General features: G+C 70.9%; 16 protein-coding genes. 6 read left to right on the top strand and 10 right to left on the bottom strand.

The genetic code is table 11. The annotated features are described in order from the left end of the window. Positions 1–109: 109 nt before the first annotated feature. Together MU521_RS08590 and MU521_RS08585 are read right to left on the bottom strand one after the other, a co-directional pair. On the bottom strand, positions 110–562 hold the full coding sequence (locus MU521_RS08590; protein WP_175452815.1) for a cupin domain-containing protein: 453 nt from the start codon (positions 560–562) through the stop codon (positions 110–112). A 52-nt stretch (positions 563–614) separates the two neighbouring features. Continuing rightward, on the bottom strand, positions 615–1,274 hold the full coding sequence (locus MU521_RS08585; protein ID WP_092690205.1) for a DUF6517 family protein: 660 nt from the start codon (positions 1,272–1,274) through the stop codon (positions 615–617). 240 nt (positions 1,275–1,514) lie between these two features. Between MU521_RS08585 and MU521_RS08580 the strand changes: the two genes are divergently transcribed. Then, positions 1,515–2,408 (top strand): DMT family transporter, encoded by an 894-nt coding sequence (locus MU521_RS08580; RefSeq protein WP_092690207.1) that lies wholly within the window; start codon positions 1,515–1,517, stop codon positions 2,406–2,408. Here the strand turns inward: MU521_RS08580 and MU521_RS08575 are convergent. Next, positions 2,400–2,885: a hypothetical protein gene (locus MU521_RS08575; RefSeq protein WP_092690210.1), complete on the bottom strand. Its 486-nt coding sequence runs from the start codon at positions 2,883–2,885 to the stop codon at positions 2,400–2,402. The two genes, MU521_RS08580 and MU521_RS08575, sit on opposite strands and share 9 nt — an antisense overlap. A gap of 82 nt (positions 2,886–2,967) precedes the next feature. Here MU521_RS08575 and MU521_RS08570 point away from each other — a divergent pair, with 82 nt between their 5' ends. Continuing rightward, positions 2,968–3,267 (top strand): DUF7526 family protein, encoded by a 300-nt coding sequence (locus MU521_RS08570; protein WP_092690212.1) that lies wholly within the window; start codon positions 2,968–2,970, stop codon positions 3,265–3,267. Here the strand turns inward: MU521_RS08570 and MU521_RS08565 are convergent. Both MU521_RS08565 and MU521_RS08560 read right to left on the bottom strand, forming a co-directional pair. Next, positions 3,264–4,211 carry a TIGR03571 family LLM class oxidoreductase gene (locus MU521_RS08565; protein WP_217630119.1) on the bottom strand — a complete coding sequence of 316 codons (948 nt, stop codon included), beginning with the start codon at positions 4,209–4,211 and terminating at the stop codon, positions 3,264–3,266. The two genes, MU521_RS08570 and MU521_RS08565, sit on opposite strands and share 4 nt — an antisense overlap. Positions 4,212–4,223: 12 nt before the next feature. After that, on the bottom strand, positions 4,224–5,108 hold the full coding sequence (locus MU521_RS08560) for a hypothetical protein (protein ID WP_139171077.1): 885 nt from the start codon (positions 5,106–5,108) through the stop codon (positions 4,224–4,226). A gap of 197 nt (positions 5,109–5,305) precedes the next feature. On the opposite strand from MU521_RS08560, the gene MU521_RS08555 reads away from it, so the two are divergent. From MU521_RS08555 to MU521_RS08540, 4 genes are read left to right on the top strand one after another with little or no spacing between them, the layout of a single operon-like run. Further along, positions 5,306–5,887 carry a biotin transporter BioY gene (locus MU521_RS08555; RefSeq protein ID WP_092690219.1) on the top strand — a complete coding sequence of 194 codons (582 nt, stop codon included), beginning with the start codon at positions 5,306–5,308 and terminating at the stop codon, positions 5,885–5,887. After that, a complete protein-coding gene (locus MU521_RS08550) occupies positions 5,884–6,582 on the top strand; it encodes an energy-coupling factor ABC transporter ATP-binding protein (protein ID WP_092690222.1) in 699 nt (232 codons plus the stop codon). The genes MU521_RS08555 and MU521_RS08550 overlap by 4 nt, the downstream gene beginning before the upstream one ends. After that, positions 6,576–7,280, top strand: a complete 705-nt coding sequence (locus MU521_RS08545) for an energy-coupling factor transporter transmembrane component T family protein (protein WP_092690225.1) — start codon at positions 6,576–6,578, stop codon at positions 7,278–7,280. The genes MU521_RS08550 and MU521_RS08545 overlap by 7 nt, the downstream gene beginning before the upstream one ends. Before the next feature lie 48 nt (positions 7,281–7,328). After that, entirely contained in the window at positions 7,329–8,285 is a 957-nt protein-coding gene (locus MU521_RS08540; RefSeq protein ID WP_092690228.1) for a hypothetical protein, read from the top strand. 24 nt (positions 8,286–8,309) lie between these two features. Here the strand turns inward: MU521_RS08540 and MU521_RS21445 are convergent, their stop codons facing one another. Genes MU521_RS21445 through MU521_RS08520 form a run of 5 tightly spaced genes read right to left on the bottom strand, consistent with a single transcriptional unit; the run spans position 8,310 to position 12,319 of the window. Continuing rightward, positions 8,310–8,444 (bottom strand): hypothetical protein, encoded by a 135-nt coding sequence (locus MU521_RS21445; protein ID WP_281187030.1) that lies wholly within the window; start codon positions 8,442–8,444, stop codon positions 8,310–8,312. Positions 8,445–8,446: 2 nt separating this feature from the next. Next, entirely contained in the window at positions 8,447–9,373 is a 927-nt protein-coding gene (locus MU521_RS08535; protein WP_092690232.1) for a putative sodium/potassium/calcium exchanger, read from the bottom strand. Then, complete coding sequence (locus MU521_RS08530) at positions 9,370–10,395, bottom strand: signal peptidase I (RefSeq protein WP_092690234.1); 1,026 nt, start codon at positions 10,393–10,395, stop codon at positions 9,370–9,372. The genes MU521_RS08535 and MU521_RS08530 overlap by 4 nt, the downstream gene beginning before the upstream one ends. Beyond that, a complete protein-coding gene (locus tag MU521_RS08525) occupies positions 10,392–11,513 on the bottom strand; it encodes a hypothetical protein (protein ID WP_092690237.1) in 1,122 nt (373 codons plus the stop codon). The genes MU521_RS08530 and MU521_RS08525 overlap by 4 nt, the downstream gene beginning before the upstream one ends. Next, positions 11,510–12,319 (bottom strand): hypothetical protein, encoded by an 810-nt coding sequence (locus MU521_RS08520; RefSeq protein ID WP_092690240.1) that lies wholly within the window; start codon positions 12,317–12,319, stop codon positions 11,510–11,512. The genes MU521_RS08525 and MU521_RS08520 overlap by 4 nt, the downstream gene beginning before the upstream one ends. Positions 12,320–12,327: the final 8 nt, after the last annotated feature.

Below are 12,327 nucleotides of genomic sequence, written 5' to 3'. Positions count from 1 at the left end.
AGACAGTGTGGTCGGGAGCCAGTGGCGATTTTCGGTTCCGGCCTCGATTGCCTCGCGGTTCCCTCCGGTCACCGCTCGACCGTCCGAGACCTCCCTGCGGTCGGCCTCGTTACATTTCCACGACGTTCCCACACTCCGGACAGGTCAACTCCACGCCGTCGGCCGTGACCGCCGCGACGTGGTACTCGGCGCCACACTCCTGGCAGGGGAGTGCCGAGCGTGTCTCGCCGTCCTCTTGCGGTGCGCCCATCGCGACCGCGCGGACTCGCTCGTCGCCGTCGTTGCGCCCCTCCTGGTACTCGCCGGGGGCGAAGCGGACGATCTCGTTCTCCCCGACCTCGATCTCGTCGTCTTTCGTGTGGAAGGTCGCCGTCCCCTCCATCACCAGAAAGACCTCCTCCTGGTTCATGTGGGTGTGCAGACCGCCCGAGAAGGAGTCGCCGGGTTCGAGTTCGTAGTAGTTCAGCGCCATGTCGCCGAGGTTCAGCGGCGCGGTGGCGTGTTTCTGCACGGTCGCGACCCGAGGGTGGTTCTCCATGTCGGCCAGTGAAACGTGGTCCATCGCGGAGGAACACACGGACGGACCCGACATATTCCTTGTCCCGACAGGTCGCTTACTCGACGGCCCGGATCAGTCCCAGGAGGTCGTCCCGGTAGCGGCCGGGGTCGATCTCGGGGCGCTCGTCCTCGGGGAGCCCGTCGAGCAGGGTCGCCAGGCCGCGGGTGGGATAGGCACCACCGGCGATCCGGAACGACCCGCCGCGGGACCAGACGGCGATCCACCCTTCCACGTCCAGTTGCCCGCGGTCCAGCGGATAGGTCGCCGTCACCTTCGTCAGCGTCGCCCGGTCGCCGGTGTCGGTGCGGACGCGCTGCCGGCGGCCGGCCTCGACGCGCTCGAACCCACGGCTGCGGAGGTCGTCCAGGAGCGACTCGCGGGACTCCCGGACGACCGGCCCCCGCATCGACGCCGGGCCGATGCCAGGGGCCAGCGGCGGGCGAAAGGAGAGAGCCGTGGCGAAGAAGAACCGCCAGAACCCGCCCGTGTCGTCGTCGGCCACGTCGACGAGCGTCCCTTCGCCGCCGGGGTCGAGGGAGTCGGCGACGCCCGCCTGGTCCAGCGCCGCCCGGAGGTCGGCGTCGTCGTACACCAGCGTGTGGCCCCTGACGGTCGCCGTCGGCGTCTGGAAGACGGTGTCCTCGCTGCGACCGCGTAACTCCCAGGGACCACGCTCCAGCGCGTCCGACCCGACCGTCGGGTACTGGTCGGTCATGAGAGAGTCGTGGGGCTACTGCTGGTTGCCGGTTTCGGTCGGCTCCTGGCCGCGGTCGGATTGATATGCGAGCAAGCCATATGGTCCTGCATGGACGGCGCAGACCGGTTCATGTTCTATGGCCTGTTGCTCGTGTTCCTGTTACTGTTCGCGGGGGCCGCACTCGCCCTGGTCCTCGGGTGATTGTCACGTCTCCACGCGAATGCGTACGCTTTTCGGGGTCACGGGGCTACGACGCTTGTGTCTACCCTTCGTTCCGTCGCGCCCTTCCTCCTGCTGGCGACGCTGTGGGGCTTCTCGTTCCCGGCCATCTCGGTCGGCCTCGAAGCGTTGCCGGCGGTGCTGTTCGCGGCCTTCCGCTACGACGTGGCGGCCGTCATCCTGCTCGGCGTGACGGGGGTCCGCGCCACGGGCCGGTCCTGGCTCCCGTCGACCCGCGCCGACTACACGGCGGTCGCCGGCGGGGGGCTGTTCCTGATCGCGGGCAACGCCTTCCTCTTTCTCGGCCAGCAGACCGTCCCCAGCGGCGTCGCGGCGATCATCCAGGGCCTGGTCCCCATCGCCACGGTGCTGTGGGCGCTGGTCTTGCTGCCCGAGGAGCGCGTGTCCGCCCTCGGGGCCGCCGGTATCGTCGTCGGGTTCCTCGGCGTGGCGCTGGTGATCCGTCCGGACCCGGCGAACCTGTTCGCGGCCGACCTGGTCGGCAAACTCCTGATCTGCGTGCAGGTCGCGAGCGTCGCGCTGGGCGGCGTCGTCGTCCAGCGCGCACAACCGGACATCGGCGGGACCACCCTCGCGGGCTGGTCGATGGCCGCCGGTGGTGTCGTCCTCCACGCGATCAGCGTGGGACTCGGCGAACCGCTCACGGTCCCCGCCGGACTCTCACTGGCCGCCATCGCGTACCTGGGCGTGTTCGCGACCGCCATCGCCTTCTTTCTCTATTTCAGAATACTGGACCGGTACGGTGCCACGGAGACGAGTCTGGTGGCATACGTGGTGCCGGTGGTCGCGACGCTCGCGGGCGTCGTCCTGCTCGACGAGCGGATCACCGTCGCCTCCCTCGCGGGCTTTGCCGTGATCTTCGTCGGCTTCCTCCTGTTGAAGCGGTCGGCGATTCGGCAGCTGTTAGCCTGACTCCTCGCTCTCGTCGTCGGCCGCCGCGGCCTCGAGTACGGTCTGGCGCTCGGGGAAGTACGCCGGGGCGTCGTGTTCTTGCTCGAATTCGAGGACGCGCTTCAGCGCGGCGCGGCCCTCCGCGGCGTCGTCCAGGTCGGTCGCCAGTTCCGCGTAGCCGACCGCCAGCTCCCGGAAGGCAGTCATGCGGGCCTGCTTGGCCGCGGCGACGGTCTGTCGCTCCTCCAGGTCGGCCTCGATCTCCTCGATGTCGTCGAGGTCTGCGCCGTCGTCCGTACCGGGCGTGACGGTGCCCTCGACGGTGTCCGTGTGTTCGCCGAGGCGCTCCCGGAGGTCGGCCATCTCCGCGTCGAGTTCCGAGAGCAGATCGTCGAGTTCGTCCTCCATGGTATCGACCTGCCCCCACAGCAGGCGTGCCTGGGTCTCGCAGTACTCGACGAACTCGTCGGTCGTCAACTCCGCGTCACCCTCGGCCATACCCACACATTCGACTGCCGGCCGAAGTCAGTTTCCCACGCCGGAGGGGAAGGTCCATTTCCGTCGAGTCCCTCCGGCCGGTATGGGCGAACGGCTCCGGGGGGAGGTCCTCCACGTCGTCGGTCCGACGGAACTGGACGACTACGACCTCGACGACGAGGTTCGGGCCCTGGCCGAGTCGCGCTACCTGCTGGTCTGCTGGAAGGGTGGCTCGCCCTCCATCGTCCAGCGCCTGAAGCTGATCCTCGCGCGCTCGACGCTCGAACCCGTGACGCTGATCGCCGACGACGCCGTCGCGGAAGGTGAGATCATCACCGCGACCGTCCAGGAGACCGACACCGCGGGCGTCTACGACGTGACCGAAGTCGAGTCCGACGACTAGAGCCGGTCGATCACGTCCTCGGCGAATCGCCGGAGGTCGGCCTCGGGATTCTCGCCGGCCGGCGACACGAGGACGTGATCCACGCCCAGTTCCGCCAGCCGCCGGAAGTACTCCCGGAACCACGCCGTCCCTGCGCGATACCCCTGGTGGACGTGTTCGGGGCCGGCCTCGGGGTCGTCGGCCAACTCCGTCCGGACCGCCATCGCGTACGGTTTCTCGCCCGCCGCCGCGCGCCAGTCGTCGAGGTACGACTCCAGCGTCGACTCGGGCAGGTGGTAGAACAGCCAGCCGTCGCCGTGGTCTGCGATCCACTCGACTTCCTGCCGGGCGTGGCCCGTGGGCAGGAGCGGCAGGGTCTCGGTGGTCGGCTCCGGGACGAGATCGAGGTCGCCGTCGAGTTCGCCCCAGCGCCCCTCTGTCTTCGGAAAATCTTCCCGCCAGACGGTCCGCACGAGGTCGACGGCTTCGCGAAAGTGCGCGCCCCGTTCCTCGCGGTCCACGCCGAAGGCGTCGAACTCGGGGTCGCGGTCGCCGGTCGCGATTCCGAGGACGAGCCGTCCGTCCGAGAGTCGGTCGAGCGTGGCGGCGCTTTTCGCGACGTGGAGCGGGTGCCGAAGCGGGAGGACGACGCTCGCGGTGCCCAGCGCCACCTCGTCGGTCCGGGCGGCGACCTGGCTCAGCCACGGCCACACGTCGAAGGTCTGGCCCGCGTCACCGAACCGGGGCCAGTACAGCGGCACGTCCCGCGCCCACAGCGCGTCGAAGCCGACCGATTCGGCGTGGGCCGCGAGTTCGAGTTCCCGCTCGACCGGCGGGCGCGACGTGCGGTTGTCGGTGAGCGGGAAGCCGGTCCCGAAGGTCAGCCCGTCGCCGTCGAACAGCCGCCGATACCCGGCGTTTTCGTGGTCCGCCGTCACTGTCCGCGCTCGGGGCCCGAGGGACATGGGGGCTGTGGTTCAGAGGTAGCGTGTGACGATAGCCGCGGTTCCGCGGTCCAGCGCCGTCACGGCGGCGCTCAGGACCGCCTCCTCGTCGATGACGTACCACTGCTCACGGTAGGCGGCCAGCAGCGGCCGTTCGCCGTACTCGCTGGCGTACTCGCCGGGAACGACCGGCTGGACACCCTCGACGTAGACGAACGCGGTCCCGTCGAGCGTCACCGAAAGCGGCGCGGGCGCGACCAGTCCGGCTGGCAGGTCGTCCCGAGCCACGAGCGTCGCGCAGTGGTTGCGTGGCATCACCAGTCCCGTCCGACAGTCGAACGCCGGGCGCGAGAGCAGCGCCGACAGGAGGACCGCCTTGTCGTCGCAGTCACCCTCGCCGTCGACGAGCGTCTCGGCGGGGTGGCGAACGTACTCCCGCTGGCCGGTCGAGGCCGCGTCGGTGGCGTAAGGGAGCGACGCGGTCAGCGACTGGGCCGCCCGGACGCCGGCGACCGGCGAGCCGGCCCGGTCCAGCAATCGGGCCGCGAGGGCGTCGAGGAAGTCGGCCGTCTGCGCCGCGGCGGCGGCGTCCGGAACCGTCGGGTCTCGGTCACGTGCGGCCCGGTAAGCCGTCGCCGGCAGGGCGTACGGAACGGTCGTCACTACGTGGTCGAACGTGACCTCGACCGAGCCCCGGATCGTACGACAGGACTCGGTCGAAGACTGGCCAGGCACGCCGACGGCGCAAGCTTCGTCGAACCCCCGGTCGCTCACGCTCCCGAGGACGCCGCCGACACAGCCACCCAGTCCGCCGAGGACGGCGGCTCCGAGCCCACCGAGGAGCCGCCGGCGTGTGGGGTCGGCCGCGTTCGATCCGTCTCGGTGCCCGTCGTCTCGCCGCGACGTTTCTGGAGCCATGGTGTGGACCGTCGGATGGTCGACGCGGCGGGCGGACCGCAAAAAACGACTGCTATGACCCGTACATCGAGAGACGTTGACGAACGTCGCCTCCCGTGGACTCGGACTCACCGGTTTCGTTAACCGAAGTGTTCAACTGGGTACACGGGAGAGAGGAAGGACATGACACGGAGCCAGTCACGCACGGGGGGACGGCTGTGAGTACCGACACCGACAACGTGGACCTCGTCGACGCGGCGGTCGTCGAGAACCTCGGACGAGTTGCCCTGTTCGCGGCACTGATGGGCGCGTTCGCCTACGTCAGCTTCCCGAACCCGTTCTCGCCCGCCCCGGTCACCCTGCAGGTGCTGGGCGTCTTCCTCGCGGGCATCTTCCTCGGCCCGGTCTGGGGTGGTGTCTCCATCGCCCTCTACCTCGCCGCGGGCGCGGTCGGCGCGCCGGTGTTCAGCGGCGGGAGCGCGGGCCTGGCCCCGCTGGTCGGCCAGACTGCCGGCTACCTCTGGTCGTACCCGGTCGCCGCGTTCGTCGTCGGCGCGCTCGTCCACGGCGGACTCTCGGTCGGTGACCCCCGCGAGGCCGGGCTCGTCCGCCTCGTCGGGTCGATGGTCGCCGGCACGGCCATCGTCTACGCCATGGGCGTCGTGGGCCTGATGCTCGTCCTCGGTCTCGGGCCGGTCGCGGCGTTCATGGCGGGCGCGGCCGCCTTCATCCCCGCCGAGGCGTTCAAGATCGCCGCCGCCGTCGGCATCGTTCGCAGCGACGCGTTCGTCGCCGAATGATCGAGACCCGCGGGCTGGTCGCCAGCCGCGGCGACACCAGGGTCCTCGACGGCCTCGACCTCACCATCGAGGACGGCGAGTTCGTCCTGCTGGTCGGGCCCAACGGAGCCGGCAAGACCACGCTCGTCCGGCAGTTCAACGGCCTCGAAGACCCCGACAGCGGTACGGTGCTGGTCGACGGCCGACCAGTCCACGAGGATCTGGTCGCCGCCCGCACCGCCGTCGGGATGGTGTTCCAGGACCCCCGCGACCAGTTCGTCGCCGCGACGGTCCGCGCGGACGTGGCCTTCGGCCCCGAGAACCTCGGCCTCGCTCACGACGAGATCGACCGCCGGGTCGAGGGTGCCCTCGAAACGGTCGGGATGGCCGGCCGCGGCGACGAGCGGATCGACCGGCTCTCGGGCGGCGAACAGGCCCGGGTCGCCATCGCCGGCGCGCTCGCGATGGCCCCCGACCACCTCGTGCTGGACGAACCGCTCGCCAGTCTCGACCTGCCGGCTCGTCGGGCCGTCTGTGACCACCTCGAACGGCTCCACGACGACGGCACCGGCGTCGTCCTCGTCACCCACGACCTCCGGGACGTGAGCGACCTCGCCGACCGGATCGTCGTGCTGTCCGACGGCAGGGTGGCGCTGGACGGCGAGCCCGACGCCGTTCGGGACCGGCTCGAAGCGTTCGACGTGCGCCCATGCTGAGCTACGAGCCGGGGACGACGTTCGCCCACGCGCTGGACCCGCGGACGAAACTCGCCTTCCAGGCGGGGTTCGCCGTCGCCGCGTTCGCGTACACGACGCCACGCGGCCTCGCAGTCCTGTCGGTCCTGGCGCTGGCCGCCCTCGCGGCGGCTCGACGCTCCCCGCTCGCGGCGGCCTGGGACCTCAGGTTTGCCTTCCCCATCTTGCTGGCCGCACCGCTGTTCGAGGGGCTGGTGGTTGGGCCGCCCTGGTTCTCGCTCGCCCGGGCGCGGTTCCCGGCGCTGGCGAGCTATCGCGTCCTCCTCCTCCTCTTCGTCAGCGCCGCGTACGTCTACACCACGTCCGCCCGGGACTCGCGGGCAGCGATCCAGTGGCTCGTCCCCGGCCGGCCGGGCCGCTTTCTCGGCCTCGGCATCGCCGTCGTTTTCCGGTTCCTGCCGGTGCTGGTCGCGGACCTGCAGCGGGCCCGGGCGGCGATGCGGGCCCGACTCGGGACCGAACGCTCGCTCGCCGAGCGGATCCGCATCGTCACCACTGCCGGCCTCCGCCGGGTCGACGCCCGCGCCGACGCCCTCTCGCTCGCGCTCCAGGCCCGCTGTGTCGCCTGGAACCCGACCCTCCCGCGGCTCGGCCTCGGTCGTCGGGACGCGCCCGTCCTCGCGCTGGCGCTGGTGCTGGCGCTGTCTCCGTTGCTGTGACTGCGGGCAGATCGCAATGTTCAGGAGCGTTCACCGGTGAGCGATGGTGTGTCCCGGACGGCGCAGTACGCTGGCTACGTCGCGCTCGTCGTGACGCCGCTGGCCTTGCTCGCCGGCGCAGTCGCCGCGCCGCCCGCGCTCACGACCGGGCGCGTCACGCTGGGTGGCGGGGTCGTCCTCGTCGGCGGGTTAGCCGCCGTCACCGAACGCGAGCGCGCCCTCGACGCCGCCACGGCGTCCGGCTTCGACCGCCGTGACGCCCGCGACGCGGTCGCCGTCGTCGGCGGCGCTATCGCCGCTTACCTCCTGAGCGTCCACGCCGGCCTCGGGCCGGTCGTCGGTTCGGCCGCCGTCGGGCTGGCAGCGGGCCTCGCCCCCACGGAGCACGACGTGGCGGCCTACTGCGGTTCCTTCGTGGGAATGGCCTCGCCGGCGGTGTTCCCGGGCGTCGCACCCCTCGCGCTCGCGGCGGGCGTCTCCGGCCTCGCGTTCGTCGCGGCCCGTGACGCATTCGACGGTGTCGGCGGCAAACTCGGCACGCTCGCGCTCTTTGGCTGTGCCACGACGGTCGCGCTGACCGGCTTCGACTACGCCAGCGGGACGGCACTCCCGTGGACGATGGCCCCGGAGATCGTCGCCGTCGCGGTCGTCGGTGCGGTCGTCACCGTCGTCCTGAGCGTCCGCCTCGGGCTGGGTGCGGTCGTCGGTTCCGCGGCGGTCGGGCTGGTCGCTGGCCTCGCGTTCCCGGCACTCCTCCCCGCTGTAGGGTCGACGCTCGCGACTGTCGCGTTCTGTGCTTCCTTCGTCGGGATGTCCTCGACGGAGCGACTGGCCGACGAGCGACTGGTTGCCGTCGCCGGCGTCCTGTGTGGCCTGGTGTTCGTGTTCGTCTCGCCGGCCCTCGTCGGTGCCGGCGGCAAGCTCGGCACCGTCGCCTTCGTCTCCGCGGTCTGTACTGTCGGGCTGACGGAGCTGTACGAATCCGTGTCTCCACGCCTGCGGTAGCCGGGCCCGACGGCCCGACCCCGATCAAAACAGTCCCAACAGATAGCTCACCGCGAGGGCGATGCCGAACAGGTAGACCAGCAGGACGACCGCGTTGCGTCGCGGTGCCCCCGCGGCCATGCCCGGCAGTCTGCACCCCCCGATTCCGGTCCGGGACATCATCACGCCGTCCCGTCCGCCGCCGTACCGGACGTGTCGCTACTCTCCGCGCTGTCCCCTCCGTCGTCGGCCCCACCGTCTCCCTCGCTCTCCGAACCGCTCTCGGAGCTCCCGTCGGATTCGCCGCTCGGGCCGTCCGCCCCACTGGCATCGCTCTCGCCGCCGTCCGACCCAGCGGACGTAGCGTCGCCGGCGCTTCCGGCGTCACCACCGTCGCTGCCGCCGTCGGACTCGCCTGTGGTGTCGGTCGATCCGCCGTCCGCGTCCGCCGACTCACCGTCGTCTCCGGTGGTGGTGTCGGCACTGTCGCCGGTGGCAGAGCCGTCGGCGTCACCCGACGTGTCGCCGCTGTCGACAGCGTCCGCAGTGTCGCTACTCCCGTCATCGTCGGGGTCGCTCGTCGCGACACCGTCCGTCCCACCGCCGGTCCCGGGACTCTCGGTGTCGGCGTCGCCACCGGACGCGTCCGTCGCTCCGTCCGTGTCGGCCGACGAGTCCACGACCGGATCGTCGTCGGACGCTGTGGCGTCCTCACCGTCGCTGCTGTCGGCCGGGTCGTCGCCCTGGTCTCCGTCCGTCGCGGGCGTCCCGGTCTCGCCGTCCCCCTGCTGGCTAGCTCCGTCGTCGCTGTCCGTCGGTTCGGGGACGGGCGACTCGGGCTCGGGGCTGTCGCCCGTGCCGTCGGCGTCCGACCCGTCGGTGCCGTCAGTCGCGAGTGCAGACGGCCGGACGGGCTCGTCGGTCGCCCGCACCCCGGACTCGTCGGGGTTCTCGCGAACGTCGAGGCGGTCGGCGTCGACGCTCGCGTCGAAGGTCGCGTTGAACCCCTCTTCGTCGGCGAGGAGTCCCGCAGCGCTGCCGAAGCCGGCCGTCGCGGCCGCGAAGATCGTGACCGCGGCGACGAAGCAGACGACCGTCGCGTGGCTCATCGCTTCGCCTCCGTGTCGCTCTCGACACCGCCGTCGGTCTCGGTATCGGGCATCGGCCAGTCCGCCTGTCCCGCGTCGTCAGGTTCGGCGGCGGCCGCCTGGCGCGTCTTCCGGGCGCTGTACCACGCGTGGCCCGTCACCCAGCCCGTGAATAACAGCCCGAGCAGGCCGGCCGTCAGCGCACCGACCGAGATTGGATCGGGAGCCCCCGCCAGCTGCAGTTCCGCGTAGACGTTCACCGCGGCGTAGACCGACAGCGCCAGCGACGCGAGGAGGCTCAGCTTCAGGTCCGCGACGGCGACGGTGACCGACGCCGACTCCGCCGATTCGGCGGCCACAGTCGACGCTACCGGCCGCTCGTGTTCTTCGCGCATCGTGTGTGTCATTGGTTCTGTCTCCGTGCCGCCGTTCGCCCCGTCCGCCGACTCGGCCACGACGGCGGGGTCCGGGTCGACTCCCTCGTCACGTTCGTCGTTCGCGTTGGCCGAACCTGCTCCCTCGTCGGCCGCGCCGTTGCGCCCCCGTGCCCACGAGAGCAGTTCGTTGCCGAGCAACAGGAGCAACGGCACTAACACGAGACCGATGTAGCCGGTCGGTGTGTTCACCCAGAGGACGACGTGTCCGATCAACGGGATCGTGAGGACGACCTTCCCGAGGACGTTCTCGGCCGAAACCGGCCGCGTGTCGCGGTTCTCGTTCGCGTCGCCTTTCGTCACCCACTGTCCGTTCTCCTCGGCGACGATCCGGTGTGTCACCGGTACGTCACTGTCCTCCGAGAACGTGATCACGTCACCGACACCGACCGAGGCCGAGGCGTCGACGATGACCACGTCGCCGGGCGCGATGTCCGGTTCCATACTCCCCGAGAGGATGACGAAGCCGTGGTCCGCACCGATTACCTGCGGGACGGCGAAAACCGCGAAGGGTACGACGAGGGCGATCACCAGCAGCGTTCCGAGCACGGCTCCGGCCTGTCTGGCCGAGGGAGTCCGGGCAGTCACGCGTTCCCGCAGACCACTCATCGCCCCCTCCCTGGCCCGCCGCCACTCGCGGCGGACCGGACGAGGTCGTCGGGGCAGTCCCACCCGGTCTCGGGCGCGCACACCTTCACCAGCACGTAGCTGATCCCGTAGCCGTCCCCGTTGCTGCGATTCGCCGGCGTGGAGACCAGTCCGTCGGTGTTTCCGTCGAGGGAATCGGTCGTCGTCCCGTAGGTGTCGGGCTCGCGGCCGTAGACCGCTTCGTTGCGACCGCCCTTGACCCGGACCTCACAGAGCGGCGGGGCGACGCCACCATCGGTAGCGACCAGCTCGAACGCGACAGCGTCGTCGCCGTCCGTGTCGGTCACCCGGATGCCGTAGCCCACGACGCCTTCCGTGAACTCGTAGGTCCGTCCGACATCGAAGCCGCCATCGTCGATCTCGACTTTCCCGATGGCCCAGCAGCAGTCACAGACGTACCCCGGCGGGCAATCTTCCTCGTCGATGGGGCCGAAGGGGTTCGTCGCCGGATCGGCGTTGCGACACTGCGTCGCCGCGACGTACAGCGGGAGACTGGTCGTCCCGTCGCCGACGTAGAGTCCGAGGTCGTACTCCACGAGGAGGAACGTCTCGTCGGTGAGACAGCCGTTCTCGTCGGTCGCGGTGGCCGGGTCGAGCCGGACGCCCGCCCGGACCTGTTCGGTGACATCGCGGAGCGACCCCGCGGCGATAGTGGTGTCGACCGTCCCGTCCGCGGTGGCGGAGGACAGTCGGAGTTCGAGGAACTCCGCCAGCGGGTCGGGTTCCGGACACGCTGTCCGGAGCCAGAGGCTCGCGGGGTTGTTGGCCCCGCCGTCGGGCTGGGGCAGTGCGAAGCGTACGAGCATGCTCCCCCGCGGTTCGTCGTCGTCCAGCGTCTCGACCGGCACGTCGATGCGCGGCCCGTCGACGACGCCGTCGGGGTCGGCCGGGTCGATCCCGCCGACCGCGCCGGGGCCGTCCACGAGCCAGTACTCGACCCGCAGGTCGACCAGCCCGGTCGTCAGGCTGTGCCGGCCGGTCTCGGTGTCGCCCAGTAGCGCGGCCGAGCCGGTCCCGGTGAGGGCACCGGCACCGCCGGCGGCCAGCGAGGCGAGCACGTGCCGTCGGGTCAGGCTCATCGCGCCTCCGCGGTGAACGGGCTCTCCCCGCCGGCCGGCACCGCGCCGAACGCCACGTCGAACGTCGCGCTGTCACCCTGCGACCGGTTCGTCGCCGCGTCGTACGGGAACGTCCACGCGAGCGCGACACACCGGCTCTCCCCCGGGTCGAGTCCCGTGAGTGCGAGCAGGCCGGTCGTCGACCCGGCGGCACTCGCCGCGCCGAACGCCTCCCGCATCGGGGCCCGTGCCACCAGCGGGTCTTCGAGGCTCTCGTCGAACTGTCTGTTCCCGTCGCAGGTGCCGAGCGGCGAGCCGTCGTTCCAGACCTCGACGAGGACTTCCTCGTCGAGCTCCCCGTCGCCGGCCGTCGTGTCACCGGCCCTCGATTCGGGACCGTTGATGCCGCGCTCGTCGTCACCGGTCACGGTGGCCCGGAACCACACGTCGATGGGTTCCGGCACGAAATCGGCGTCCGCGACCGCTTCGAGGCCGACGACGAGAGCCCCCTCGTCGCCGGGCATCACGTCGCCCACCGAGAGAACCGGTCCCGACGCGTCCGTGACGTACGTCGCTTCGGTGACGTAGGCCGGGTCCGTCTCGGGGTTGAGCGTCGCGTCGAGGCTCGCCGTCGTCCCGGTCTGGTTCTCCCGGAAGTCGCCGTTGTACCGCTCGTACCAGGCGACCCTGACCCGCCGGTCGTCGAGGTCCGCTGTCGCCGCGTACGTGTAGTGGGTGTACTCCGGCCCCCTTCGGCCGTGCAGCACACCGGCACCGACCGCTCCGATGCCGATGGTCCCCAACAGTTTCCGTCGTGTCAGTTGCATTGTTGTCT

This window comes from Halorientalis regularis (genome assembly GCF_023698535.1).
Classification (GTDB): domain Archaea; phylum Halobacteriota; class Halobacteria; order Halobacteriales; family Haloarculaceae; genus Halorientalis; species Halorientalis regularis.
The sequence above is the reverse complement of the archived record's forward strand: the minus strand, read 5'-3'. Positions and strand labels throughout refer to the sequence as shown.